The 26518-nt window shown below is 64.4% G+C and carries 22 protein-coding genes; 9 read left to right on the forward strand and 13 right to left on the reverse strand.

Annotated elements, in window-relative coordinates; all coding sequences use genetic code 11:
- Positions 1-16: 16 nt before the first annotated feature.
- From J7024_RS19555 to J7024_RS19575, 5 genes are all read left to right on the forward strand, one after another.
- The gene (locus J7024_RS19555; RefSeq protein ID WP_124826543.1) at positions 17-1636 is read left to right on the forward strand and encodes an OPT/YSL family transporter; all 1620 of its coding nucleotides are present in this window, start codon (positions 17-19) and stop codon (positions 1634-1636) included.
- Positions 1637-1660: 24 nt separating this feature from the next.
- Entirely contained in the window at positions 1661-2845 is a 1185-nt protein-coding gene (locus J7024_RS19560; protein WP_124826544.1) for an aminotransferase class V-fold PLP-dependent enzyme, read from the forward strand.
- A gap of 31 nt (positions 2846-2876) precedes the next feature.
- Positions 2877-3632 carry a dipeptidase PepE gene (pepE, locus tag J7024_RS19565; protein WP_175750679.1) on the forward strand — a complete coding sequence of 252 codons (756 nt, stop codon included), beginning with the start codon at positions 2877-2879 and terminating at the stop codon, positions 3630-3632.
- A gap of 53 nt (positions 3633-3685) precedes the next feature.
- Positions 3686-4831 carry a porin gene (locus J7024_RS19570; RefSeq protein WP_124826546.1) on the forward strand — a complete coding sequence of 382 codons (1146 nt, stop codon included), beginning with the start codon at positions 3686-3688 and terminating at the stop codon, positions 4829-4831.
- Positions 4832-4910: 79 nt separating this feature from the next.
- Positions 4911-5870 (forward strand): DUF1177 domain-containing protein, encoded by a 960-nt coding sequence (locus tag J7024_RS19575; protein WP_124826547.1) that lies wholly within the window; start codon positions 4911-4913, stop codon positions 5868-5870.
- A gap of 45 nt (positions 5871-5915) precedes the next feature.
- Here J7024_RS19575 and andAa read toward each other — a convergent pair whose 3' ends face one another.
- Genes andAa through andAc form a run of 4 tightly spaced genes read right to left on the reverse strand, consistent with a single transcriptional unit; the run spans position 5916 to position 9247 of the window.
- Positions 5916-7136 carry an anthranilate 1,2-dioxygenase system ferredoxin--NAD(+) reductase gene (gene andAa, locus J7024_RS19580; RefSeq protein WP_124826548.1) on the reverse strand — a complete coding sequence of 407 codons (1221 nt, stop codon included), beginning with the start codon at positions 7134-7136 and terminating at the stop codon, positions 5916-5918.
- Entirely contained in the window at positions 7126-7452 is a 327-nt protein-coding gene (andAb, locus tag J7024_RS19585) for an anthranilate 1,2-dioxygenase ferredoxin subunit AndAb (RefSeq protein WP_039344765.1), read from the reverse strand. The genes andAa and andAb overlap by 11 nt, the downstream gene beginning before the upstream one ends.
- A 20-nt stretch (positions 7453-7472) precedes the next feature.
- A complete protein-coding gene (gene andAd / locus J7024_RS19590; protein WP_059531699.1) occupies positions 7473-7958 on the reverse strand; it encodes an anthranilate 1,2-dioxygenase small subunit AndAd in 486 nt (161 codons plus the stop codon).
- Positions 7959-7975: 17 nt separating this feature from the next.
- A complete protein-coding gene (andAc, locus tag J7024_RS19595; protein ID WP_234745375.1) occupies positions 7976-9247 on the reverse strand; it encodes an anthranilate 1,2-dioxygenase large subunit AndAc in 1272 nt (423 codons plus the stop codon).
- Positions 9248-9457: 210 nt separating this feature from the next.
- On the opposite strand from andAc, the gene andR reads away from it, so the two are divergent.
- Complete coding sequence (andR, locus tag J7024_RS19600; protein WP_124826550.1) at positions 9458-10414, forward strand: anthranilate 1,2-dioxygenase regulatory protein AndR; 957 nt, start codon at positions 9458-9460, stop codon at positions 10412-10414.
- Between the two features lie 148 nt (positions 10415-10562).
- Here the strand turns inward: andR and J7024_RS19605 are convergent, their stop codons facing one another.
- Entirely contained in the window at positions 10563-11453 is an 891-nt protein-coding gene (locus J7024_RS19605) for a LysR family transcriptional regulator (protein ID WP_124826551.1), read from the reverse strand.
- 91 nt (positions 11454-11544) lie between these two features.
- Between J7024_RS19605 and J7024_RS19610 the strand changes: the two genes are divergently transcribed.
- From J7024_RS19610 to catC, 3 genes are read left to right on the forward strand one after another with little or no spacing between them, the layout of a single operon-like run.
- Entirely contained in the window at positions 11545-12678 is a 1134-nt protein-coding gene (locus tag J7024_RS19610) for a muconate/chloromuconate family cycloisomerase (protein WP_124826552.1), read from the forward strand.
- A 36-nt stretch (positions 12679-12714) separates the two neighbouring features.
- Positions 12715-13617, forward strand: a complete 903-nt coding sequence (gene catA / locus J7024_RS19615; protein ID WP_124826553.1) for a catechol 1,2-dioxygenase — start codon at positions 12715-12717, stop codon at positions 13615-13617.
- A 43-nt stretch (positions 13618-13660) separates the two neighbouring features.
- The gene (gene catC, locus J7024_RS19620) at positions 13661-13951 is read left to right on the forward strand and encodes a muconolactone Delta-isomerase (RefSeq protein ID WP_124826554.1); all 291 of its coding nucleotides are present in this window, start codon (positions 13661-13663) and stop codon (positions 13949-13951) included.
- Positions 13952-14049: 98 nt separating this feature from the next.
- On the opposite strand, the gene tssJ is transcribed toward catC, so the two are convergent.
- From tssJ to J7024_RS19660, 8 genes are all read right to left on the reverse strand, one after another.
- On the reverse strand, positions 14050-14568 hold the full coding sequence (gene tssJ, locus J7024_RS19625; protein WP_124826555.1) for a type VI secretion system lipoprotein TssJ: 519 nt from the start codon (positions 14566-14568) through the stop codon (positions 14050-14052).
- Between the two features lie 34 nt (positions 14569-14602).
- Positions 14603-15706, reverse strand: a complete 1104-nt coding sequence (gene tssG, locus J7024_RS19630; RefSeq protein WP_425117637.1) for a type VI secretion system baseplate subunit TssG — start codon at positions 15704-15706, stop codon at positions 14603-14605.
- Positions 15703-17517, reverse strand: a complete 1815-nt coding sequence (tssF, locus tag J7024_RS19635; RefSeq protein ID WP_175750681.1) for a type VI secretion system baseplate subunit TssF — start codon at positions 17515-17517, stop codon at positions 15703-15705. Before tssF ends, tssG begins: the two co-directional genes overlap by 4 nt.
- Positions 17518-17526: 9 nt before the next feature.
- Positions 17527-19110 (reverse strand): type VI secretion system protein TssA, encoded by a 1584-nt coding sequence (tssA, locus tag J7024_RS19640; protein WP_124826558.1) that lies wholly within the window; start codon positions 19108-19110, stop codon positions 17527-17529.
- Between the two features lie 8 nt (positions 19111-19118).
- Entirely contained in the window at positions 19119-22835 is a 3717-nt protein-coding gene (locus tag J7024_RS19645) for an ImcF-related family protein (protein WP_442861907.1), read from the reverse strand.
- Positions 22836-22883: 48 nt separating this feature from the next.
- The gene (locus J7024_RS19650) at positions 22884-24185 is read right to left on the reverse strand and encodes a hypothetical protein (protein ID WP_233410081.1); all 1302 of its coding nucleotides are present in this window, start codon (positions 24183-24185) and stop codon (positions 22884-22886) included.
- A 3-nt stretch (positions 24186-24188) separates the two neighbouring features.
- Positions 24189-24446, reverse strand: a complete 258-nt coding sequence (locus J7024_RS19655) for a PAAR domain-containing protein (protein ID WP_175750684.1) — start codon at positions 24444-24446, stop codon at positions 24189-24191.
- 62 nt (positions 24447-24508) lie between these two features.
- Positions 24509-26518, reverse strand: a 2010-nt coding sequence (locus tag J7024_RS19660; RefSeq protein ID WP_234745378.1) for a DUF2235 domain-containing protein, incomplete at its 5' end; no start/stop codon positions are given.

Consider the following 26518-nt stretch of genomic DNA (forward strand, 5'->3'; position numbering starts at 1 on the left):
TCAAGAGGAGATACCCATGAACGCCCTGCAAGACGCGCAAGCCGGCGACCCCGCCGCGCCCGCCGCTTCGTCCGGCGCCCCGCGCGTCCGTTTCGTCGAACCCGTGCTGCTGATCGTGTCGGTTCTGCTGTCCGTGCTCGGCGCGATCATCGGCATGCAGTTGATCGTGTCGCTCGGCATTTCGGCAAACACGTCGATCATCGGCGCGCTGATCGCGATCGTGTTCTCGCGCATCCCGCACGAACTCGCGCGGCGCTTCCGCGTGCTCGAACGCCAGAACCTCGTTCAAACGGCGATTTCGTCGGCCACGTTCGGCGCGGCGAACTCGCTGATGATCCCGATCGGCGTGCCGTACGCGATGGGCATGCCCGAACTCGCAACGCCGATGCTGATCGGCGCGCTCGCCGCGATGCTGGTCGACGGCACGATGCTGTACCTGCTGTTCGGCAGCCGGATCTTCCCGGCCACGGGCAGTTGGCCGTCGGGCGTCGCGACTGCCGAAGCGATCTGGGCCGGCGACCGCGGCGGCCGCAAGGCCGCGTTCCTCGGGATCGGCGTCGCGGTCGGCGTGGCCGGCGCGTGGCTCGGCATCCCGATGTCCGCATTCGGTGCCGCGTTCCTCGGCAACCTGGCCGCGCTGACGATGTTCGGCCTCGGCCTGCTGATCCGAGGCTACTCGGTCGCGCTGACGGGCGTCGACATCGCGAAGGCGTATATCCCGCACGGCGTGATGATCGGCGCGGGCATCGTCGCGATGCTGCAGGTGTCGTCCGAGATCCGCCGTGCGCGCCGCGCGCCGGTCGACGAGGCTGGCGCCGGCGACGTGTCGCCGCTGCGCGCGGGCCGCATTCTCGGCCTCGGCTATGTCGTCTACATGCTGATCGCGCTCGTGATCGTCGGCTGCACCGGCGGCTTCTCGGAGATGTCGATCGGCATGCTGATCGTGTTCGTGCTGTATGCGGCGTTCGCCGCGTACATCCACGAGTTGATCGTAGGCATCGCCGCAATGCACTCGGGCTGGTTCCCGGCGTTCGCGGTCGCGCTGATCACGCTGACGATCGGCATCCTGATCGGCTTCCCGGCGCCCGCGCTCGCGGTACTGGTCGGCTTCTCGGCCGCGACGGGCCCGGCGTTCGCGGACATGGGCTACGACCTGAAGACCGGTTTCCTCCTGCGCGGCTCGGGCCAGGACCAGGCGCTTGAAATGGCCGGCCGCCGCCAGCAGTTCCTCGCGGCCACGCTCGGCTTCGTCGTCGCCGGCGTCGTGGTCGTGCTGTTCCACCACGGCTTCTTCAGCCGCGACATGCTGCCGCCCGTCGATCGCGTCTATGCGGCGTCGATCGAGGCCGGCTCGTCGTGGGACATCGCACGCGACCTCGCGCTCTGGGCCGTGCCCGGTGCGTTGCTGCAATGGCTCGGCGGCGCGAAGCGCCAGCTCGGCGTGCTGCTGTCGACCGGCATGCTGCTCACCTCGCCGCTCGCGGGCTTCGCCGTGCTGATCGGTCTCGCGATCCGCTTCATCGTGCTGCGCACGCGCGGCGAACGCGACATCGCCGAGATGAGTGCGTTTGCGGGCGGCGTGATCGCCGGCGATGCGCTCTTCAGCTTCACGCGCTCGCTCATCAAGCTCAGGTAATTCGTTTCACCGACAGGACTTCAGATGGACATCACTGCAATTCGCGCCGACACGCCGCTGACGGCATCGACGATCTACCTCGACACGGCCGCCGCATCGCTGCCGCCCGAGCCCGTGCTCGATACCGTCAACGACTATCTTCGCGACACCGGCCGCGTCGGCATCTACCTGCCCGCGTTCCGCAAGGCCACGTATGCGCGCGTCGATGCCGTCCGCACGCAGCTCGCGGCGTTCCTCGGCGCACGGGCCGACGAGATCGCGTTCACGAAGAACGCGACCGAGGCGATCTCGCTCGTCGCACAAGGGCTGCGTTGGCGGCCGGGCGACGAAGTGCTCGTCGCCGATACCGAGATGCTCAGCAACCTGCTGCCGTGGAAGCGGCTCGAAGCGACGCACGGCATCGTCGTGAAGATGATCGCCGCCAACGACGAAGGACTGCTCGCGTCGGACGCGTTCGCGCAGGCCGTCACACCGCGCACGCGCCTGCTCACCTTTTCGCACGTGCCGAACTCGTCGGGCGCGCTGCAGGATGCCGCCGCGCTGTGCTCGGTCGCGCGCGCCAACGGCGTGCTGTCGCTCGTCAACGCATCGCAAAGCATCGGGATGGTCGAGACCGATGTGCGTACGCTCGACTGCGACTTCCTCGCGGGCTGCGGCCGCAAGGCGCTGCGCGCGACGGAAGGCTCGGGCTTCCTCTATGTGCGGCGCGAATGCATCGACGCGCTCGAACCGGTGCTCGCCGGCTGGTGGAACGGCGCATACGACCGCGCGACCGGCGCGTTGTCGTTCGTCGCCGGCGCGAAGCGTTTCGAGGCCGGCTGCCCCATCGTGCCGGCGATTCTCGGCCTCGGCGCCGCGCTCGACTATGCGCAGCGCATCGGCGTCGCACAGATCGAAGCGTGCGTGCGCGACCTGACCGCCTATGCGATTGCCGCCTTCGCGACACTGCCCGGTTTCGAGCTGTACGGCCCGCGCGACGTCGCGCAACGCATCGGCATCGTACCGTTCAACCTGCGCGGCATCGATCCCGCGACGATCGTCGCAGCGCTGGAGGCGCGGCACTGCATCATCGAGGCCGGCAACTTCATGGCCGACGCGATCCTCGCACGCTACGGCGTATCGACGATGGCGCGCGTATCGCTGCATTACTTCAATACCCGCGAAGAAATCGACCGCACCGCCGAGCTGATCCGCGCGGCAGCCCGCTAACCCCTACCCCACAACCGGCACAGGAGCCGCCATGAACCAACGATTTCTGCTGATGAGCAGTTCCCGCAAGGACGCACTCGGCTATCTCGAACACGCGACCGAACAGATCCACGCACTGTTCCGCCACGAAGCGCGCAAGATCGTGTTCGTGCCGTATGCCGGCGTGTCGTTCAGCTTCGACACCTACGAAGGCATCGTGAAACCGGTGTTCGAGAAGCTCGGCTATACGCTCGAATCGCTGCATCACAGTGCCGATCCGCGCAAGACGATCGAGCACGCCGACGCGATCGCCGTGGGCGGCGGCAATACCTTCGCGCTGCTCAAGCGCATGTACGACGCGAACCTTGTCGACGCGATCCGCGCACGCGTGCAGGCAGGCGTGCCGTATGTCGGCTGGAGCGCGGGCAGCAACGTCGCGTGCCCAACGATCCGAACGACCAATGACATGCCGATCGTGCAGCCGCCGACGCTTCGCGCGCTCGGCCTCGTGCCGTTCCAGATCAACCCGCACTTCATCAGCGGCAAGCCGGCTGGCCACAACGGCGAGAGCCGCGAGGAGCGACTCGGCGAATTCCTCGACATCAACGCGCCCGAACAGGTGTTCGCGTTGCCCGAAGGATCGGCCCTGCTGTCCGACGGCACGACGGGCACCGTGCTCGGCGAGCGCGGCGCGCTGCATTTCGCGAGCAAGACCGACGTGCGCGCACTCGCGGAACACGCAACCTTCCCGCTCGCATCGATCACAGGTCCGGCCGGCATCGACCTGTGGCCCGCGTTCCGGCAATAAGCACCGGATACCACTTTTAAAAAACATTCCCATATCGGTTAGGAGACCTTTTCATGAAGAAGCAGCTTGCCGGACTCGCGCTGTTGGCCGGCGCGACGGGCGTCGCGCATGCCCAGTCCACCGTGACGCTGTACGGCGTCGTCGACGTCGCGATCGGTTATCAGACGCATACCAACCCGTCCGGCGACCGGACGATCGGCCTGCAGCAGGGCAACGAGGGCTTCCTGTCCGGAAGCCGCTTCGGCCTGAAGGGCAACGAAGCGCTCGGCAACGGCTGGAAGGCCGGCTTCACGCTGGAGAACGGCTTTCTCGCGAACAACGGCAAGCTCGACCAGCAGGGCCAGCTGTTCGGCCGCCAGGCCTTCGTGAAGCTCGGCCACGAGCGTTGGGGCGAGCTCGCGCTGGGCCGACAGTACACAACCGGCAACACGATGCTGTACTACGTCGATCCGCTGGGCGTCGGAGCCGCGCCGACCAATTCGTGGCAGGTCTACCTGGTCGGCCAGCGCTACGACAACGCGCTCAGCTACACCGGCGCCTACGGGCCGCTGCAGGTGATCGCCGAGTACGCGTTCGGCGGGATCGCGGGCGATACGCGCGCGCGGTCGTCGATGTCGCTCGGCGTCAAGTACGAATCGGGGCCGGTGACGTTGATCGGCGATGCTCAGCAAACGCGCGACTCGCAAAGCCGCCGCGCACGGATCTATCTCGCCGGGGCGAAGACCGCAATCGGCAGCGTGAACCTGTTTGCGAATTACCTGCACAGCGACCGCGACGCCGGTTTCGACTCGTCGAACGGCGGGACAGACACCGCATCGATCACGAGCATGGCGTCCGGCGCGCCGAGCGCCGCCGTCGCGATCAACTCGGTCTTCGACTCGCATCGCCGCGACGATTTCTTCACGGTCGGCGCAAGCTGGCGTGCAACGCCCGTATGGAACTTCGTCGTCGCCGGGATGCACAACCGTACGCTCGCCGACGGCTTCAACGGCGCACGCAGCACCGTATACGGTGTCGCCGACTACAGCATCAGCAAGCGCACCGACGTGTATGTCGCGACGTCGTACGAATGGACGCGCGGCGGCTGGTCGGGCCTGTTCGGCAACACGACGACCAATGCGGCAGCCGCGCAAGGCACTGCACTCAACGGCCGCAACGAGCAGTTGTCCGTGCTGCTCGGCCTGCGGCATTTCTTCTGACCCACCGCGCATTCGACCGATGCGGCTCGCGGCGCGGCGCACGATCGCCGCATCGGCAACCTGAACCAAGAGGCATTCGATGGCATTGAAACAGACCCTCGTCATTTTTGACGCACTCGACGGCGCGGCCGTCAACGGACAGTACATCGCCGCGCTGTTCGCGCCGTACGCCGCGCACGGCGTGACGGTCGACGTCACCACGGTCAATAACGAACCGCCGGAAGACACGACGAAGACGACCGACTTCATCACGATCGTGATCCCCGGCTCGCGCGGCAAGCAGGCCGGCGGCGACGCGCGCACGCTCGGCATCGTCGGCCGCAACGGCGCGATCGGCGCCCGGCCCGCTAAGTTCGGGATGGTATCTGACGCGGACGGCCCGATCGGCTCGCTCGCGGCCGCACTGAAGCTCGCGCAGATGAAGGCGAACGGCGACGTGCTGCCCGGCGACGTGATCGTCACGACGCACCTGTCGACCGACGTGTCGATGAGCGAGAACAACGGCGTGCCGTTCATGGGGATGCCGGTTTCATCGGCAACGATGAACCGCTACGAAGTGACGCCTGACATGGACGCGATCCTGTCGCTCGACGCGTCGAAGGGCAACCGCATCGTCAAGCAGCGCGGCTTCGCACTGTCGCCGACCGCGATGCAGGGCTACATCCTGCGGATGGCGCCCGACCTCGTGTCGATCATGGAATCGACGACCGGCATGCCGGCCGTCACATTCCCGATCTCGCTGCAGGACATCACGCCGTACGACAACGGACTGTCGCACTTCAACAGCATCATGCAGCCGCACGTCGGCACCGACAAGCCGGTGGTCGGCGTCGCGATCACCGCGCGCGCGGTCGTCGGCGGCAGCGATTCGAGCGCGAGTCACGAAGTCGATCTGGCCGAAGCCGTGCGCTTCTCGGTCGAAGTCGCGAAGCGTTACACGGCCGGAGCTTGCGAGTTCTACGACGCGAACGAGTGGCGCAAGATCCGCGACGCATATCCGGACCTGAGCGTGTTCCAGGGGTACGGCAAGTCCGTTTGACGGCTTGACGCGGCGCGCGACCGGAAGATCGGGCCGCGCGCCGCGCTACAGAAACGTCTTCAGATTGACCGCCGGATCCGCGAGCTTCACCGGATCGGGCACAGCCCCGGCCGCGATCAGCCGGCGCGATGCGCCGATGTCGCGCCCCAGGTTCGCCGCGGCAACCGCCACGATTTTCCCGTCGCCGCCGAGCCCGAACACCGTGAATGGCCCGCTCGCCGGATCGCCGCGCACGACGATCGTCCGTTCGCTGCCGAACAGCCCGAGCATCTGCAGATTGCAGTCGTACTGATCGGACCACAACCACGGCAGTTCCGCATAGGTCTCGTCCGCACCCAGCAGGTTCGCGGCCGCGACGGCCGGCTGGTTTTCCGCGACCTGCCACGACTCGATCCGCACGTGCCGGCCGAGCAGCGGATTGAAGTGCATCGTCACCTCGCCCGCCGCGAAGATCGCGCGATCGGCCGTGCGGCAGCCCGCGTCGACACGAATCCCGTTGTCGACGTCGAGTCCCGCCGCCTGCGCGAGTTCGACGTTGGGCACGACACCGATACCGACCACGACGATGTCCGCCTGCACGTCGCCGCGATCGGTCTCGACGATCGCACCGCCGTCCGCTGCGCGACGAATCGCACGCGGCAGCGTCGCCATCTGAAAATTCACCCCGCGCGCGTCATGCAACTGACGCGCATACGCGCCGACGACTTCCGGCAACGCCCGCTGCAGCAATCGCACGGCCGGATCGATCACCGTCACGTCGCAACCGATCTGCCGCGCCGCGGCCGCCACTTCGAGGCCGATGAAGCCGCCGCCGAGCACCGCCACGCGCCGCCCCGGCGCAAGCTGCGCACGCAATGCACGCGCGTCGGCAACGGTGCGCACGTAATGCGGCACGACGCCTTCGTCGACCGGCCCGCCGAACGCCCGCACCCGCGAACCCGTCGCGAGCACGAGCCGCGCATACGGCAGCGTCGCGCCGTCGTCGAGTTGTACGCGCAGTGCAGCGCGATCGATCGCCTCGACGCGCGTGCCGAGCCGCAACTCGATGCGCTCGGCGTCGTACCACGCCGCGTCACGCACGAACGCGCGCTGCTCGCCGCCGTCGCCGAGCAGCGCATCCTTCGACAGCGCGGGCCGGTCGTACGGCAGCTCGCGTTCCGCGCCGATCATCACGATGCGCGCTTCGGCGTCGCGCGCGCGCAGCGCTTCTGCCGTGCGGCGGGCCGCGTGGCCCGCGCCGACGATCACGTACGGATCAGCCGACATTGACTTCCACCTGTCCGTCGACGATCCGGATCGGATAGGTCCGGACCGGCTCGGTGATCGGCGCGCATTTCGGCGCGCCGGTGCGGATGTCGATCAGCCCCTGATGCAGCGGACATTCGACGCAGCCGTCCTCCACGTAGCCTTCGGACAGTCGCGCGTGGCCGTGCGAGCAGAGGTCGTGCATCGCGAACAGTTCGTCGCCGATCCGGAACACCGCGATCGGCTTCTGACCCGCGACGCGCGCCGCCGGTTCGTCTTCGGAAAATTCGTCGAAAGCGCCGAGCGGATGCCACTCGGCCAGCGTTGCTTCGGTCATGTCGTTTCCTTGCGTTCGCATCAGATCGGGGTGGCGAGCAGCGTCTGCACGCGCGACGTGTCGTAGATCACGCGCTTGGTCTTGTAGCGCAGCCCGTCGGGCGTGCGCACGACCGTGTCGTAATACTTGCCGGCCTGGTACACGTTCGATTCGCCGTTGCTGCGCGTCTGCACGACCACGTAGTTGCTCTCGGTGTCGATCTCGCCGTCGCGCTCCGCGACGATCGTCAGGCCCGACGTCATGTGCCGGTATGTATGCTCTTCGAAGATGTTCGCGTGCCGCAGCGACACCACGCGGTCGCGCAGCATCCGCTGGTTCGTGCAGTGGACGATCCCGACCGGCAGGCCGAGATCCGCGTTCTCCTTCGGCACGATCTCGTACGTGCAGTCCTCGGTGAACATCTCCGGCCAGTGTTCGAGCCGGTCGTTGTCGAGATGGCCGATGTAGCGGTTCTGGAGCATGTAAATCTCGAACCACGTCTTCATGTCTTCCGTCAGGTTTTCCATCGTTGTGCGCTCCCGCTTCAATAGCCCATCAGCTTCTGGTAGCCGACCCAGAACTTGCGGATCAGGCTTTCGGTAATCACCGTGTCCTGCTGGTCCGGATTGCCGCGCGACATCTCGATCACCGACGTCGCGTCGGCATCGCGCACGGTGCCGCGCTGCACGAGCTCGGTCGCCTCCGTGTCCTCCATCGAGATATAGCCGGCCGGCCCGACGAGGTTCGCCTGCTTGATGCGCAGCGCGCGCAGTTCGGGCGTGTCGTCCGCGTAGCCGAAGAAGTGGAAGATCAACTCGAAGTTGTCGGGGCCTTTCGGCAGGATCTGGCGCGCGACCAGCGTGTTGTGGATCTGCTGCACGACCAGTTGCGGGAAGATCGGCTGGATGTGATTCGTGCAATCCTCGTCGTATTCGGACACGAGATCGAGGATCGATTCGTCCTCCAGATGAAAGCCTTCGTCGAACGAGCGGATGTTCTGCTGCTTGTACGCGGCCGACGTGTCGTCGTTCGTCTTGGTCACCGTGATGATGCTGTGCAGCCCGTGCGTCGCGTCCGGAATCGAACGCGCCTTCATGCCGACGCGGAAGATGTTGAAGGTCGTGTGGAACAGGTGCAGCATGCTCGCGTGATACGGGTCCTTCACGTTCTCCAGGTACAGCTTCCAGTTCGACTTCGAATACTGGCGCGTGCAGCCGAGATATTCGATCGGCTTGTGGAAGATCCGGTCGATCCACGGGCGCATCTGCTCGCCGATGTAATCGGGAAGCGGCCCCACCGTCTCGCTGAAGGTCGCGAACACGAGCCCGCGATAGCTGTCGACGCGCAGCTTGCGCAGCCCGTGCTGCTTCGGATCGAAGTCGGCCGGCATCCCGGTCATCCCCTTCTGGCCGCGCCGGAACGGCACGCCGAGCAGGTTGCCCTGGTTGTCGAAGCTCCACTGGTGATAGACGCACGTGTGCGAACTCGCGTTGCCGCGCGACTTGCGGCACACCTGCGCGCCGCGGTGCGCGCAGCGGTTCACCCATGCGGACAGCGTGCCGTCCTCGGTGCGCGTGACGACCACCGGCGTGTCACCGACGAACGTGCTCTTGAAGTCGCCGGCGTTCGGGATTTCCGCTTTCAGCGCGACGAAGTTCCAGGTCGGGCCGCGGAAGATAAGCTCCTGCTCGCGATCGTAGACCGCGCGCGAACTGAACACCTTGTATGGCACGCGCGAGCCGTCGTCGTGCGGAAAACGCACGTCGGACGCGTCGTCGCGCGCGGCGAATACGACCGGCGATTCTGTCTGCTCCATGTCGGACTCCTTGTGGTTCCGTTTCGTTGATTGCACGGAGCAGATTTTTGAAAAGCTAATATTCCGCGTCTATCCGGAAAGTGCGATTGCGGCGTTGCAATATCCACTTTCGGCGGATTTCTGCGCTAGCATGACGACACACACGCGCCGCCGCTCGATCGCGCCCCATTCGTCCGATCGAAACCCGCGCCCATATCAAGGCCGATGCCCATGTCCCCCACGTCGTTCGAGCCGCATGCGCTACGCGCGCACCGGCTGTTCGAATCCCGCGATCTCGACGAGACGCGCGAGCGAATCTCGCGCGTGATGCAGCCGCACGCGCTGCTGCCGAGCGGCCGCGTGCGAGGCGCTTCGCACATGGATTTCGTCCGGCTCGGCGGCCTCGGGATCGGCACCATCGCATTCGGCGACGCGATGCGCGTGCAGGTCGATGCCGTCGACGGCTATTACCTTCTGATGTTCTGCCTGTCCGGGCAGGCAGAAGTCCACGCGATGGGGCGCCGGCTCGGCGTCGACGGGCAGACCGGCGTGCTGTGCGCGCCCGGCGAGCGCTTCGACGCGGTGCTGTCCGCCGACTGCGAGCAGTTCGTGCTGCGCATAGACGCGGCGACCGTCGGCTCGCTGACCGGCGACCCGCGCGCGACGCTCGACCCCGTGCTGCACGTCAGCGACGCCGCGCTCGCCGCGTGGCGCCAGCAACTGATGCTCGTCGCCCGCTCGCCGGAACTGCTCGAACGCGCGAACGCGAACCCGCGCGTCGCGTCGCAGCTCGAGCACCTGCTGATCGACCTGCTGATCGAGGGCCACCCGCCATCGGCGCTGCATGCACGGCACGATCCGGCGCCGGGCTTCGTGCGGCGCGCGCAGGAGTTCGTGAACGCGCACTACGCGCAACCGCTGCAGCTCGCCGATATCGTCCAGGCCGCCAACGTGCCGGAACGGACGCTGCGGGATGCATTCCTGCAGTTCCGCGGGATGAGTCCGATGCAATATCTGCGCGCAACAAGGCTCGATCACGCGCGGGAGTTGATCCGTGGGGCGGCGTCGAATCGGCGAATCGCCGATATCGCGCTCGATTGCGGGTTTACGCACCTCGGGCGCTTCGCGATCGCGTACCGGGAGAAATTCGGTGAGTCGCCGTCGGAGACGCTCGACGGGAAGCGCTAAGCGCGTCCTGACTCGTCGCCCTGCGCGCGGCTTGCCGGCCGCTCACGTGAGCCGCCGACGCTTGTGGTTTCGCGACGCACCCATCCCGATTCGGTTGCGGACGTTAAAATTGACCGTTAGTTGCAATTGAGCGGATGGCGAGCGATCTTCACGCCGCCGGCACGATCATCTCCCGCGCAATCGCACAGAAAGCGGTCGTCGCCGCGCTTTCGCCATGCAGCCGGCGGCTCATGATGATCGGCGACGTCGCCATGGGTTCCGGCAGCCGCCGGTAGACGACGCCCTTCACGCGCACGCCCTCCACGCTTTCGGGCACCAGCGATACACCCATCTGCGCGGCAACGAGCCCGAGTGCCGTCTGCAGTTCACGCACCTCGTGAACGGCCGCTGGCACGAGGCCGCCGTCGCGCAGCGCGGAAAGCTGCTGGTCCGCGTAGCTCGGCCGCGGCGTGCTCGGATAAACGATCAGCGTCTCGTTCGCGATGTCCGCGAGCGTCAGCGGCCGGTCCGGATCCGCGAGCGGATGCCCTAGCGGCAGCACCGCGATCAGCTTTTCATCGATCAGCGCTTCACGCACGAGCTGGTCGTCGTCGAAGCGCAGACGGCCGAAACCGACGTCGATTCGCCCGCCCTTCAACGCGCCGAGCTGTTCGAGCGTGAACATTTCGATCAGCGACAGCTCGACGGCCGGCTGCGCCTCGCGAAACGCGCGAATCACGTCCGGCAGCGCGCCATAGAGCGTCGACGGCACGAAGCCGATCACGATCCGCTCCGACAACTGCGCGAGCCGACGCGTCAGCGGGCCGAGCTCGTCGGCCTGGTCGACGAGGCGCTTCGCCTGCGCATAGAACACGCGCCCCGCGTCGGTCAGCTTCAGCGGCCGCGCGCCGCGCTCGAACAGCGGCAAACCGACTTCGTCCTCGATCGCCTGGAGCTGGCGGCTCAGCGGCGGCTGCGTCATGTGCAGCCGCTCCGCCGCCCGCGTGATGTTCATTTCCTCCGCGACGGCGATGAAGTACCGCAGCTGGCGCAATTCCATTTCATGCCTCAAAGGTATGGAAGTAGTCGGAAAGAGTGTTGGACGACGCCGGGTGGGAATTCCTACCATGTGCACCAACAGGAGGAATCGCATGATAGCAACTGCCGCCACCATCGAACGCATCGAGACGCTGCTCGTCGACGTGCCGACGATCAGGCCCCACAAACTGTCGGTCGCCACGATGAATTGCCAGACCCTCGTGCTGGTCCGTGTTCGATGCACGGACGGTATCGAAGGCGTCGGCGAAGCGACCACGATCGGCGGTCTCGCGTACGGCGAGGAGAGCCCCGAGAGCATCAAGGTCAACATCGATACGTACTTCGCGCCGCTGCTGCAAGGCATGGACGCGACGCGCCCCGGCGCCGCGATGGCGCGTGCGCGCAAGCTGTTTCAGGGCAACCGGTTCGCGAAGTGCGCGATCGAAACCGCTCTGTTCGACGCACAGGCGCGCCGCCTCGGCGTGCCGCTGTCGGAGCTGTTCGGCGGCCGCACGACCGACGCGGTCGACGTGGCGTGGACGCTCGCGAGCGGCGACACGCAGCGCGACATCGCGGAAGCCGAGGCGATGCTGGAGGCGCGCCGGCATCGGGCATTCAAGCTGAAGATCGGTTCGAACGCGGTCGACGACGACGTTGCGCACGTGATCGCGATCAAGCGCGCGCTCGGCGATCGCGGCGACGTGCGTGTCGACGTGAACCAGGCATGGAACGAAACCGACGCGATCCGGGCAGGTGCGCGGCTCGCGGATGCCGGCGTCAGCCTCGTCGAGCAGCCGATCGCCGCGACCAACCGCGCGGGGCTGAAGCGCCTCACGCAGCTCGCGCGGATTCCGATCATGGCCGACGAAGCGCTGCACGGCCCCGTCGACGCGTTCGCGCTTGCGCAGGACCGCGCGGCCGACGTGTTCGCGGTGAAGATCGCGCAATCGGGCGGCCTGCTCGGTGCAGCGAGCGTCGCATCGATCGCATCGGCCGCCGGCATCGACCTGTACGGCGGCACGATGCTCGAAGGCGCGGCCGGCACGATGGCGTCCGCGCAACTGTTCAGCACGTTCGGCTCGCTGAAATGGGGCACCGAACTGTTCGGCCCGCTGCTGCTCACCGAGGAAATCCTCGTCGAGCCGCTGCGCTACGAGGATTTCAAGCTGTACCTGCCGGCGACGCCCGGCCTCGGCATCACCTTCGACTGGGCCCGCATCGAACGGATGCGACGCGACGCCCGCTGACCCCACACGACACGACAACCGAAACCGGAGACACTGATGAACAAGCAAGCCATCGACGCCCTGCTGAAGACCTTCGACGACGCCGCGGAAAAACCCGGCAACCCGCGCGTGCGCGCGATCGTCAATCGGATCGTGAAGGACATCTGCTACACGATCGAGGATTTCGACGTGCAGCCGAGCGAGTTCTGGACCGCGCTCAACTACCTGAACGAAGCCGGCCGGGAATTCGGGCTGATCGCCGCGGGCCTCGGGCTCGAGCGCTTCCTCGACGTGCGCATGGACGAGGCCGAGGAGAAGGCCGGCATCCAGGGCGGCACGCCGCGCACGATCGAGGGGCCGCTGTATGTCGCAGGCGCACCGGAGTCGGTCGGCCATGCGCGCCTCGACGACGGCACCGATCCGGGCCAGACGCTGATCATGCGCGGCAAGGTGCTCGGCAACGACGGCGCGCCGATCGCGAATGCGCTCGTCGAGGTGTGGCACGCGAACCATCTGGGCAACTACTCTTACTTCGACCCGTCGCAGCCCGCGTTCAACCTGCGCCGCTCGATCCGCACCGATGCCGAAGGCCGCTACAGCTTCCGCAGCGTGCTGCCGGTCGGCTACAGCGTGCCGCCGGGCAGCAAGACCGAGCAGTTGCTCGACCAGCTCGGCCGTCACGGTCATCGTCCGGCGCACATTCACTTCTTCGTTTCCGCGGACGGATATCGTAAGCTGACGACGCAGATCAACATCGAAGGCGATCCGCACATCTGGGACGACTTCGCCTTCGCGACCCGCGAAGGGCTGATCCCGAAGATCAAGCAGGCCGAGGGTGCGGAAGGCAAGCCGTATGGCGTCGACGGGCAGTTCGCGCTGATCGACTTCGATTTCTCGCTGCTCAAGGACAAGCAGGACGTGCCGGCGAGCGACGTCGAGCGAGCGCGTGCACAAGCCTGAGCGGCCGTCCCGTTCGACGAATCGACAACGCAAGGAGTGCAGGATGCTGTTTCATGTGGAAATGACCGTCCGTCTGCCGACGGACATGGATCCGGTCAAGGCGGCCACGCTGAAGGCAGAAGAAAAGGCGATGTGCCAGCGGCTGATGAACGAAGGAGTCTGGCGGCATCTGTGGCGGATCGCGGGGCAGTATGCGAACGTCAGTATCTTCGATGTCGAGAGCGTGCAGCAGTTGCATGACCTGCTGAGCCAGTTGCCGTTGTTTCCGTATATGGAGATGGAAGTGCGGGCGCTGTGCCGGCATCCGTCGTCCATTCGCGACGACGATCGGTGATTTCCGTGCGACCCGTGCCGCCGGCTATCCGGCGCATGGGTCGCCGCTTCGCCACAATTTCCCGCCTCGGTTGTATCGAGAAGCTGACGTGGCCGCATTCACTTGGGGATGTCTCCCGTCATCTGAAGTCCATTCGGCATTAATCCGATACGTAGCGGCTTATCCGGATCAAGCTTCTTTTTCTCGACGACCCTTTTCCAGTTTTCGGCGACTCCGGGAACGCGGTACAACGCGACGACCGCCACATACTCCGTCTCGCGCTGCATCGGTTGAGACAAGCTGGAAGAAGCCCCGGGGCTCACGACAGTCGACATGTCGGCTCGCAGATCCTGGACCAGCACAGTACGATCGTTCTTCAACAGATCGTCATACGATGCCGCATCGAACCTCTTTCGATCCTTCAACTGGTAGACGCGAACGGCAACCGATGTCGGTCGTCCCGCATCGTCCGGATTCAGCGCCGCGCGTGCAGTCAGGTCGACATCAAGCACCTTGACCTGCTTGAAGAACACTGCGCGGTATGCATTCGACGACGCATCCGATACCGACTGCCAGGCGCCGCACCCCGACAGCAGCAATACGGCGGCAGCAATAGCCGCACTCATTCGATAGAACATGAAGACTCCGGAATCAGATCGTGCACGGCACGAGTTACGGGTTGGGTTGCGGCACGGGAAACGCCTCGTACACGCCGAGCGCGATGTCGATCAGGCGTTCATCGGCTGACGGCAACACCGTCGTCCAGCCGAGACGCGGTGCCGGGCCGGCATGTTCAATTCCGACGACCGGATGCGGAACGAACCGTGACGACACCACCATCCGCAAATGCACATCGGCCTTGATGCCGATATACAGCTGGATGAATGCCATCACCTCTCGATGCAGCCATGCACCCGGCAACAGGTCCTGAGACTGCCGCGCATCGACCGGCCACAACGTCACGCGCACCGCCCGGCTGCGATAGGCGAGACGCCTGCCGAGCACATAACCGCCGCCGAGCCCGGTGCACTTCGCATCCGACAGCACGTCCGCATCCGGCTTCGCCGACGTCAACGGCGTCGGTCGCCCGGTACTCGTCGTTACCGGCCAGAACTCGTCGACGCGCACATCGACCCCAGGCGCGGCCAGCGCCACCACCGCGGCCAATCCTTCCGACGTCCGCGTGCGCTGGGTCAGCAGTCCCAGCAACGCAAGCATCCGGGAATGAGGCAAACCCGCCCGCAACGGCTTGTCGCCCCATCCAAACCCCGCCAGAGACAACAGGCTCTGCGAATGATCGTCGACACCGCCGGCCCGAAAGCGCTCCGGATAGCGGTACTTCTTCCATGCGCGATACAGCAGCGTCGCGATGCGATGATTGAACGGGTCCAGAAACGCTTCGACCGCTTCGTGCCCCTCCTCCCGCAACACGATCTCGTCGATCATGTGCGACGGCATGGCCGCATCGACGCCGTAAAGCCCCATGAAGGTCGTGCGCACGGTCGGCGGCGCATCGATGTGCTCGTCGTCGAATTCGACAGCGGCCACCTCACCGGCCGGAAACCCCAACCGCGGACGCGGCCGGAACCGCACCGGTTCATGCTCCGGCGTATCGCGCGTGCCGAACCCGGGACGTTCGGGCGCACATGCCTCCAGCAGACGACAGAACTGCATGAAAGTCATCTTCTGTGCTCGCTCGAACAGCGTCGCGGCAAACGCCGGCAGTCCCTTCGACTCAGCGAATCCGCCGCCCGCCCGATCAATTGAAGCCGTCATAGGGGCGCCCGCTGAGCCTTGCTGCGCGGCCATTCCGTCTGCGACCGCGACGGCAGGCTGACGATCGCCAGCTTCGTGAACAGATTGATCTCCGCATACGCGCCGAAGAACCGGTGCAGCAACTCGCCGAACAGCATCACGTCACCTTCACCGGAAAACGCATGCGCATCGAGCGTGACCTCGATCAGCACGCCACGCTCGACCGCCCCGCCCGACACCTCCTCGATCAATTCCTGCGATACATGCAGGATGCCGGCAAGCCGCCTCCGGTTAAGTTCCTCGTTCGTCCAGTCGTACAGCGCCAAAGCGCCGCGCAACACCTCCGCGTTCATCATCGACAGGAAATTCGGCGCGAGATGCGACAGCACGCGCCACTGGAAACGATCTTCCGTCGGCGGATAAAGCGGCAACGTCGGCGACACGAGATTGCGCACGCCCGCGACGTTCGGCGTGCTGGCCGCCAGTTCGTCGAGGCTCGCTTCGCGCAGCCCCTTGCGCGGCAGCAGCCCGTTCGTGCCCGTCACGCGCAACGACAGGCTTTCCTCCGGCAACGTATCCATCGTTTCCCACGCGTGGCCGCCGAGAATCACCCACATTTCGTGGAGCCCCGATACGCCCGAACGCACGCGCGTGTGGAAATACCGCTCCGGTGCCTCGTGCCGCAGCATGCCGCCGCGGTGCCGGAACGTCGCGAACGGCACATATTCGTATCGCTCGGCCGTATCGTGATCGAACGTCGCGACCGCATCGACCGAATACGTTTCAACATGCTCGCCCTGATGGCCGGCCGGCACGACCCGGTATTCGGTTTCGTGGTGGTCGATTTCGATCGGCTCGGCGTCCAGTTCGAACAGGTTGATCACCGGTGAACAGAACAGTCGCACGTTCCCGGCATTGAAATGCTGGTCTGGCGGATACGCGTCCTTCAGGAGGATTTCCAGTTCGAAGCGAGTCGATTTTTCGGGAAGCGTCGAGACATCCAGTCCGTACAAATCGACAAACAGAAACTTCTCACGAAACGAGAAGTATTCGAGCAGCAACTGATATCCGGAAAGCGCCGCATCCGACTTGGGCCATAGCCGCTCTTCCGTCGAAAATCCCGCCGGCTCGATCTTGACGCCCGTAAGCGGCACGGGCTCGCCATCACGTATTTCCGGAACGCGCCAGTGAATTGCATCGACCTGGCGCGTCAACGCAAGATGCATGGCGAACGCGGTCGGCAGATCGGCGTTCAGATGGAGCCGCAGCCGCGACAGATCCGTCTCCTTGCGCAGCGCCGAGCCCTGCAACGCGAAGCCGACGCGGATCACCGAGCGTCCGTCGTGTCGCACCGCCGGCCCGGCATGCGTGATCGAGACCGGCTGCAGCGCAACGGCCTGCGTCGTCCGGTACAGACATTGCACCGCCCGCGGCGCCACGCCTTCCGCGCCGTCCGGAGACGGCACATTGATCGGTGCGGAACGCACCGGCACGCCGGGTGGCACGACCACCGTCTTCTGCAGTTTCTCCGCAAACGGCGTCAATTCGACGATCGACAGCGACGGAATCATCCGCAGATAGTGCGGCCACAACAGGCTGACGAGCCCTTCGGTCAACTCGGGCAGTTCATCGTCGAGTTTTTGCCGAAGCCGGCCCGTCAGGAAAGCAAAGCCTTCGAAGAGGCGTTCGACGTACGGGTCGCGATCGCCGACGCGGTCGAGATTGAGCAAACGCGCCCGATCGGGATGCGCCCTCGCGAACTCCTTGCCGGATTCGCGCAAATAACGCATTTCCGCTTCGTAGTAGCGCAGGATGGGATCGTTGTTGTCCATGGGAATCCGTTACGAAAGGGTCAAGGCGCGAGCGGGATCGAGGACCGTGAGTTCCGCATGCAGTTGGCCGATACGGCGGACGAGTGCCGGCTTGTCGGCGTCCTTGCGGCTGCTCATCGCTTTCAATGCCTTGACCAGTTGCTGCTTGACTTCGAACGTCAGTGCCGGCTCCCAGCGCATCAGCGGTAGCGAACGGGACGTTTCGTCGAGTTCGGCAAGTAGCGCGAGCGCCGCATCATGACGGCCGGCATGATCGGCCAACCGGGCCATCACGAGCCGCTGCAAGTAGCGATGCCGATCGGTTTTCATGCCGGGCAGCGCTTCGAGCCAGGCGAAAGCCGCTTCGATACCCTCACGGGCCGCCAGTTCGCGGGCCTGGGTTTCGATCTCCGGCCAGCCGCCCGCCGCATCGTTCCCGCTATCGGCGGAAACAGGCAGCGGCGCAACGGCCTCGCCCGCTTCGAGGTCGCGCACGACCGCGTGTCGGGCAATCCATTCGAGTGTGGTGTCGTCGGCGAATGGCGTGCCGTCGCTGAATGCCAGCCGCTCGATGCCCGGCAATCGCTCGAGAAACAGCGCGAAGTCGGCGCGCAGCAATTCTCGGCACGCGCTGTACGGCGAACCGGCGTGGTCGAGTGCGACGTGCTGGAAATATTGCAGATCGAACCACAGGTGATTCACGCCTTCCAGAAACGCACCCTCGACACGCTCCAGCAACTCGTGCCAGTGCTTCTGCAAAACGAGGCGCTTCATCTGCTGACGCAACTCGCCGCGTGGCGGCGCCAGACGCGTATGCGACGCGGCATCCGCCGGTGGCACGTCGTGCAACGTATCCCACCGAACACTTCGCACGACGCGTACCGAAGGCAAGTAGCCGTTTTCCTGGTCGCGGAGCCACGCCGACATCGCGCGTGCCTGATCGAGCAGATCGCGTGCGGACGCAATCGAGCCCGCCGACGTTTTGCCCGGCGCAATCGCTGCCGGCATCGCCATGCCGGAATCGGCGCTGCGCGCCGGCGCCTCCTTTTTCTCGAAGCGGGAAACGAGCGGCTGCAGATTTGGACGGGCCGCATCGGGCCAAGCGGCCGTATGCGCCACGAGCACGTCGAGCGCGACCAACGTGCGTTCGAGATCGACCGGCGCGAAGTCGCCACGACTCTCCAGCATTTCGATCACGCGCGCCGTCGCCAGCATTTCGAGCGCGGCCTTCTTTGCTTCGTGACGGGCGGGCAAAGCCTCTTCGCCGAACCGGTCGACGAGCGCGGCGGCCAGCTCGAGTCCGTCGGCAAACCCGGCCGGGCCATCCTGTCGCAGGCGTGCGAACGCGTAGTAGCCGGCGAGCCGCAAATCCTTGCCGGTCTCCTTGAGCAGGTGTTCGCATGCGCTGGTGATCAACCCGTCATCGATTCCCGACAGCTTGCCGGCTTCGTCCTTCAGTTCGAAGAACGCGTCTTCGTAGCCGGGATCGCGTCCGTATGCATGCTCGCCTGGTATCGGTGCAACCCATGTGGCCCAGGTATCCGTCCGCACTTGCCGAAGCGAATCGATACGGGAACCACCGACGAGTGTCTTCACAAAATTGGCAAGCGTCATGGCAGGTATCAAAAAACGAATGCGTCGCCCAGCAACATCAGGGCGTGCCCGAAAGGGCTCGAGGGGAAATCGGAAAATCCCGAAGTGGCCGCCAATGGCGAACTCGCAGCCTTCGGCGCTGGCGTCCGGTTCGTTGCGCCGGGCTTGGCTGCTCGCGTTTTTGCCTGAGCGAGTTCGGGCGTGCTGCGTTGACTGACCGCATGCTCCGTCGTCGCTGGCTTAGCCGCATCCGGCAAGGGGCGCCCGCCCGGAAGCCCGGGCGGCAGCGCAACAGCCGCATGCTTCGCGGACGCAATCGCCGATGCCGGCAACGGCGGCGGGCCGATCGTCGAGACCCCCGGCCCCGCGCTCCGTGTTCCCGTCACGAAAATGCGGGACGGCAACGTGAAATTCCGCAACTGGAGAACGTCGAGAGGACCGCCGCCGGCTTCGCTGCGCAATTGCACCTTGAGCGGAATGCCCTGACTCGTGTCGGGTGTCCAGGTCAGCAGATAGCGCGCGTTGTCCTGCTGTGCGATCTTTGCGCGCTCCAGCAGCCGAACGAGACCGAAGCGTCCCTGCGAATCGAGCGCGGTGCGCAAACCACCCTGCTCCGTCTGCCATTCGATATGCGACAGGTTCTCGAGCGACTGCCCCGGCCATTCGAACGGTGTCCATTCCTGCTTCTGGTTGAAATAATGCAGTTCGCGGCCGGACAGCACGAATCGCATGTCGGTGACGCCCGGCGTCGGCTCGGCCCGCAGTTCGTAGCGCACGCGTGCGTCGCCGGACGGGAACAGCACGGTCGACGTGCGCATGAGCTTGTTCAGACCGTTGAGGAAAGCCGGATCGATCGTCAATGCGCCGGCATCGGCTCCCTGCGAAGCGACCCACCGATCGCCCTGCCGTTCGACGACACCGGCCAGTTGCGCTGTCACGAACTGCGCGATCACGCCGCTATCCGGACGCATGAAGCGCGCCATCTCGGGCAGCGACGCGTCGTTGTCGGAATCCGCAAACGGATAGCGGCCACCGAACGTCTTGTTCCAGTCGCCAAGGATCGCGGTGCGCCAGATCTCGTTCAGACTCGATGCGGCCGGCTGCACGATGACCTGCCACGCCTGATCGAACGGTGCGCGGAACAGTGCGCCGAAGCCCGACCATTGTTCGCCGAGGCTCGCGGCGACACGGCTTGCATAGTCGCGGCTGTCGGCTATGTCCGAGGTCTTGCCCTGCAACACGGCTTGCGCGGCCAGACGTGCGATAGCGTCCGGATCGGGGCTGGAGACGATCTGCGATGTCTTCAGGCGCATCGCCGTGATCCGCTCCAGATAGCGTGCCAGGCTCAGGTCGCCGGTCGCTGCGGGCGGGCTGTTCCCCTTGCCGCCGGATGGCCCCCCCGAAACGAGATCGCTACCGGTCAGACGCAGGATCGGGCCGAATGCAGCGGCAAGCGGTGCCAGTTGAGGCCTGGCTTGCTTGGACGGATCCTTTTCATCCGCGCCGACCAATTGCTGCGCCTTGCTGATCAGCGTGTCGGACAGCGACTGGGCGTTGGCGCCCGTACCCGCCTGATAGACGATCGCATTCATCAACGCGACGAGTGGCGAGCGTTGCGGATCACCCAGCAACGTCAGCTGGTCGGCAGTGGCCGACAGCGTCGGTGCCGGTTGCCAACGCACGCTGTTGAGGAAAAGCGCCCATGCCCGCGCGTAGTCGTCGAAGTAGCGCTGGCGGAGTTCGGCCTTCAATGTCGACGGCGATGCGTGGGCAACCTTGGTGTCGGAGAGCACCCAGTCGCTCGCTATATCGCGTTGCTCGCCGGCTTCGTCGATCGCCTTCGAGATCCGCTCTTCCCACGCGGCGCGCGTGAATACGCCCGGTACGGTCGCGGTCGTGCCGAACAGGCCGCGGCTCGTTGCACTGCCCGCGGAGGATTGCGAAGCCACGTCGCCGAGCAGCGTTACGAGCGATAGCGACGGGTACTTCGGTGTCGCTTCGTCGATGATCTGCCGGTAGATCGCATCGCCGGAGTTCTGGATGCCGCGCACGCCGATGATCGTCTGGCGGGTCGACGCGATCAGGTTGCCGTCCGGGACAATCGCGAGCGCGGTTCGGTTCGACGCGCCGCCGCGCCCGATGTGATTGGCAAAGAACGAGATCGCTTGCTGACGCAGGTCTTCCCAGCGGCCCTTCGGCAGTTGCGAACTGGTCGGGGGTTCGGGTGCGGACGTTGCGACGAGTTGCGGTATCAGGAAGGTGGCAACTGCCCGCTCGGGTTTGGCGAGCATCATGTAGGTCTTGAGCGTGTCGTAAGCAGCTTGTACCTGAGCATCGCCGCCGCTGGCGATTTCCGCGTCCGACAGCCAAGCGAGTTGATGCAGCCTCGCTTCGAGCTTCCGGCGGACCGGGGCGACGAGGGTACGGTTTGCGGCCTCGGCGTAGTAAGGCCAGAGGGCGTCGAGCAGCGCGTGGTCGTGGTTCAGGCCGAAACGGGCGGTCAAAGGCGCGCCGGCCCGCTGGTGGATTTCGAGCGTGTCGATTTGACGGTCTAGATCGGTCAGTGTTTGCAGCGATTGCGTCGGGTTCAGAGGCCCGGCGAGCTTTGCGACCGTCCCCGTTGCGCTCTGGATTGTCGCGAGGTTAGCAAAGCCGGACAGCAGCGTGCCGACCAACCAGCAGCCGATCAGGGTCGTCAGCATCCATGCTGCCGTGGTCGACAGCGAAAAGCCGACGCGTCGACCGCGAGCCTTACGGCTGTGGTCGGCGATGGTTTGCCAGAGGGCTTGGTGTTGAGAACGGGTCGTCGGGTCGCCGCCATTCGAATCGCCACCCGACAAATCGAGGCCCGGGGACATCAACGCACGCTCTTTGAATAGCGGCGCAAACACCAACCCGTGAAGCGTATGCCGTGAAATGGCGGATTCAGTGGCTCGACGCAGCAGGTCAGATAACGCTTCGCGCAACCTCCAGACGTGCTGCGCCAACTCGGCCGGGTAACGATCATCGGCATTCACTGCGAGGCGCACGACACCGGCGTCCGAGAGATTGCCGACGAGATTTCGCAGCGATTCGTCAATCGTCTCCTCGCTTAAGCATGTGTTTTCCCACATGAAGCCCATCGCTTCATCCGGGCCGGCCCGTTCGCTACCGAAATCTGTCACATCCAGAAGATATGTCGGTGCAGCCCAGCGCAACGCGCGGGCGTGGCGGGCCAGTCGAACAGCAAGTTCATCCACGTCATACGACGTATCCACGGAACTTCGGTGGCGAGTAACGGCCACAATTGCGTCGATCGGACGACGACGTCGCAGGCGACGAAGCCGATCGAGCCATTCCGTGTCGAGTTTGTCGTCAATTTGCCGCGCATACAGCATGACCGTATTGCCGAGAATCGCATAACCGGTATCGGCCAACCCAGGCGCGAGACGCCGAACGATCGGATAGTCACCGGCAACAAGCACCCAGCGATCGCGATACCGCCATCGCCAGCCGTGCCTCTCCCTCTGGATATGCTTGAGCGATTCGGCTCGGGTTGCGGCATTCACCGTCGGACCGCTTCCCGATGGAGCAGACGAGCGACGCGTGCGATCATCGACCCACTTCTTCACGGCGCGCCAGCCATTGGCCGGCCGAGACGAATCGCTGAAGCTGAAAATCAACAAGAGTGCCACGAAGATGGCGCACAAAATGACGAGCGCCAATCCTCGATCCTCCTCGGATAGCCCGAACCAGTGCGGTCGCATCCATACGCCCCCCCAGGAATGACGACGAAAACAAGGGCTCCGAACAGGTCAAGTTTGAATATCCGGTTCATGCGGAAGTACGTATGTTGTTGATGCGTTGTCCATGTTCGTCACGACAGCGATGAACACATGGTCTTCGTCGCACTGCGCGACCAGTTGCGGCTTTGGCGATTGACCGGCCACATGTGTCGCGCAAGCTATGGCCAGCCATCCGGCCGAGGCTCCCGCCATGCCGACAATTCGATCGAGTTCGAACGCCGGCACAGCTTCGCCGTTCCCTCCTGCCGAATGCCACGCGCTTAACGCCGTACGCAAGGAACCGGCCACTCGGCTGTCGAATCCGCTCATCCAGAGCGCTCCGACGTCGTCCGGCGCGGCGCCTCCCCAACGAAGTCCGTAGGTAAGCGCATGGTCAGGATCGTCGCGCCCGGCTCGACGGGGACGGTGAAACGCAGCGATGGGGCGTAATTCGAAGCGCGACGCAAGCGCCTCGGAAACCAGCAACAATCCCACCCCGGCCTCGGCTGACCCGGGCGCCGGCGGCTCGGCAATCACTCTGTTGAGCACGACGGATATGAGTAACACCGCATGCTGGTGCAACGGTCCGTTCTGATCGTCAAGCCACGAATCGACTGCCATCAAATCAAGCGATTCGGGCGCGCGGTCCATTCTCGCGAAGCGCAACTGGTGACGCCTCCATTCCTTCCGCCATTGCTCGATCAAGTCAGACTCTCCGACGTAGCCGGAAATATCGAGCAGGACGCGCACCGGCAGATCCGCAGGAAGCGCATTCAGGCTTTTCTTCAAGTCGTTCAGCAGTCGCTCGTATAGCCATTCGAGAACCTCTTCATGACGCTCCGCATCGTCAGCGGCCAAACGAGCTTCAACTGGGTCGAACCATCTTGCTGAAACCGATTCGTTTTCTTTCTGCTCCGAAGCCTTGGCGCGCAACTTCATCGTTCCATCGACGATCTGGTCGATTCCGTTTTCCGTATCGTCTGCGGTTACACGCGCAGCCGTTGCCAGGACAAGCATTGGCACGCTCTCTCGCGCAAAGGCCAGCGCGCTGTACTTCCTGCTTGCATCGTTCCAGGCCTGAACTTTCGCGCGTTCGAGTTCGTACGCCCGATAGCGCCGGGACACGAAGAAGGCGGAAAAAACCGTCGGATATACGGACACGCATGTCCAGAACCAAGGCGTGTGAGTCGGCTCGTCCTCCGGCCAGAGCATCAGCACGGCCAATACACCGACCGCCGTCAGCGCGATGAACACCGCCGTCCAGAGAGCCCGTGACGGCAATTCGACAGGAAGCGGCTTCTCAGGCGCGAGGGACGATAAATCCAGTGCCATCGCTTAACGGCGCCCGCTATTCGGTAGAGATGAAATCAAACGGCAACCGCATTCGCACAAGTCCTCGTGGCGGGCGACTTCGCGACCGTCATCGAATGCGCCCGAGGTTGCGGTTGCGATACGGTTGTCGCCGTGCCGCGGGCAGGTCACAGGATCGTGGAGCCGGGCGAGCGGACGCCCCATGAAAAAGCGCGCGTCCGACCCGGCCGTTACGTGGCCACCGCCGGTATGACTGTCTCCGACGCGAACGATGCCCGCCATACGTACCTCCGAGATAAACTGACGTCGTCACTGTAGTTCGACAGTGACAGATTGATACCGGGTTATAAGCGTCCCGGCAACCGGGCAGCGGGCGTCATCGCCTCGCTGGTCTGTCTGACGCGCTCGCTATGCTTTTCTTCGCGCTTGCGCTTCTTTTCTTCGCTGACGTAATCGCTACTTCCGAATGTGTCGATTGCACGTGTCTGGAAGTACAGATTCGACGACAGCACGTGGTCGTGCCAGCTCGTCAGCATCGTGTCGTGAACCAGCAGATCGAACAGCGCCATGACTTTGGGCGGCAGCGGATTCTTGCCGCTCAGGCCCACCTTCCATGCCTGAATCAAGGTCTCCTGTTCCGGCGTCATCATCCAGGCCTCGATCATCGATGCGCTGAACTCCGGATCGGCATCCCAAGGCACCCCCCCCTCTTGAGCCATTTCACGTATGCGATTGGCCGATTTCTGCAACCCCGCTTGCCGGGAATCGCGCCGCATCAGTTCTTCGGATTCGCTTTGGATGCGGTCCCAGACGCCCACGGAAGGGCGGGCCTTTTCGATACCTGCATCGCGATTGGAAAGCATCTCCGGCAGGACCGAATCCTGCCAGCGAGCCAACGCTTTACCGAGCGTCACGCTATCGGCTGGTGGTCGCTGGTTACGCAACGCGATATACGCCGCCTCGGCATCGTTGCGCTCCTTCAGATGTTCCCGATGCCGGGCGGCGAGATCGTCGAAGCGACTCGTCACGGTTGCGCGAAACGCAGGGGACTGATAGCGAACCGCCATCCAGCGCAGGAATACCTTCATGTGCTCGACGAAATTCAGACGCGCGACGTAGGGAACCATCTGCCGGTAAGCGTCGATCAGTTCTCCAATTTTGTAGGAGGTTTTGCCGTCGGAGATGGGCTTTGCAAGGGTGAATCTCTGAAGCACGTCCGGCTTCCATTTCGCCAAATCCTCCATCGTATCCAGCACGACGCCATGCGACACTGCCTCATTGAGCATGTCGCGCAAAGCGACGCGCTGCAGTTCAGCGCGTGCTCCGAGCGCTCCTGGCGGAGCTCCACCGGTAATGTCCTCGCTCGTTCCGGGATAGAGATACTGAAGTCCACGTGTGTTCTCGAGACTATCTAGCCGCTGGTAAAACCGCAGTTCGTGAGCCGCGGCAAAATGCACACATCGCTGCACCGAAGCCGGTACCGATAGCTCGCGATCCCCATAGTTTTGCTTGAGCAGACCGAGCACCGGCACGATTCCCAGCAGCTTGTTTTCTTCCATCACCGAAGACACCGCGTCCAGCAACCCGAGAAACTTGATTTCGATCGGAATGGCGGTTTGGTTCGGATCTTTCGGATCTGTATAAGCCAGCTTCGTATCGCTCGGGCGCTTGTACCTTTGAGTCAACTCGTTCGCCAGCGCCCGAGCGATAACACAGCCACGATCCGCACCGAAGATGGATACCTGAATTCGCTGGACTTTCGGCATTTTCTGCTTGACGTCTTCAATCGATATCTCAAACTGCTTCATTGCGGCCACCAGCCGGTCCTCAACGCCCGTTCCAAATACACGTGCGACAGCGCGGTTGTCACGAAACCATGGAATCGAATCAATCACCGCGCCAAAAAACACCGCCTTGGCGGCACTCTGCGCAGTCGACAGAAAATTCTTCTTCGCGTCATAGAGAATTGCGCGAGTGGCGGCACGGCCACGTCGAACCCAGCGGTTGTCGCGTTGCAATTGCAACACTCGCCCGATATAGCGCGGTGCTGATTCGACGGAGTCGACCAAATCTTTGAAAGACTTCACGATCGGCCGATATGAAAACTCCTTGAGACCCTTCTTGAACCCCTCCGCGATGGTGTCTTGCGGATTGATGGGAAGCCGTTTCACGCCGGTTACGCTCTCGCCGGCGCTAACCGCGATCGAACCTGCGGCTTCGGCGCCCTGCTTCCCAAGCTTGAATGCCGCAGAGACGATCTGACCGTCTCTGGCCTCCTTATTCAACTTCGTTCCGAGTCCAGAAAAGTAGAGGGGGTACCAAAATTGGTTAGACTCGTGACGCCGACGTCGGTC

It is taken from the genome of Burkholderia sp. WTPI3 (assembly GCF_021483755.1).
GTDB lineage: Bacteria > Pseudomonadota > Gammaproteobacteria > Burkholderiales > Burkholderiaceae > Burkholderia.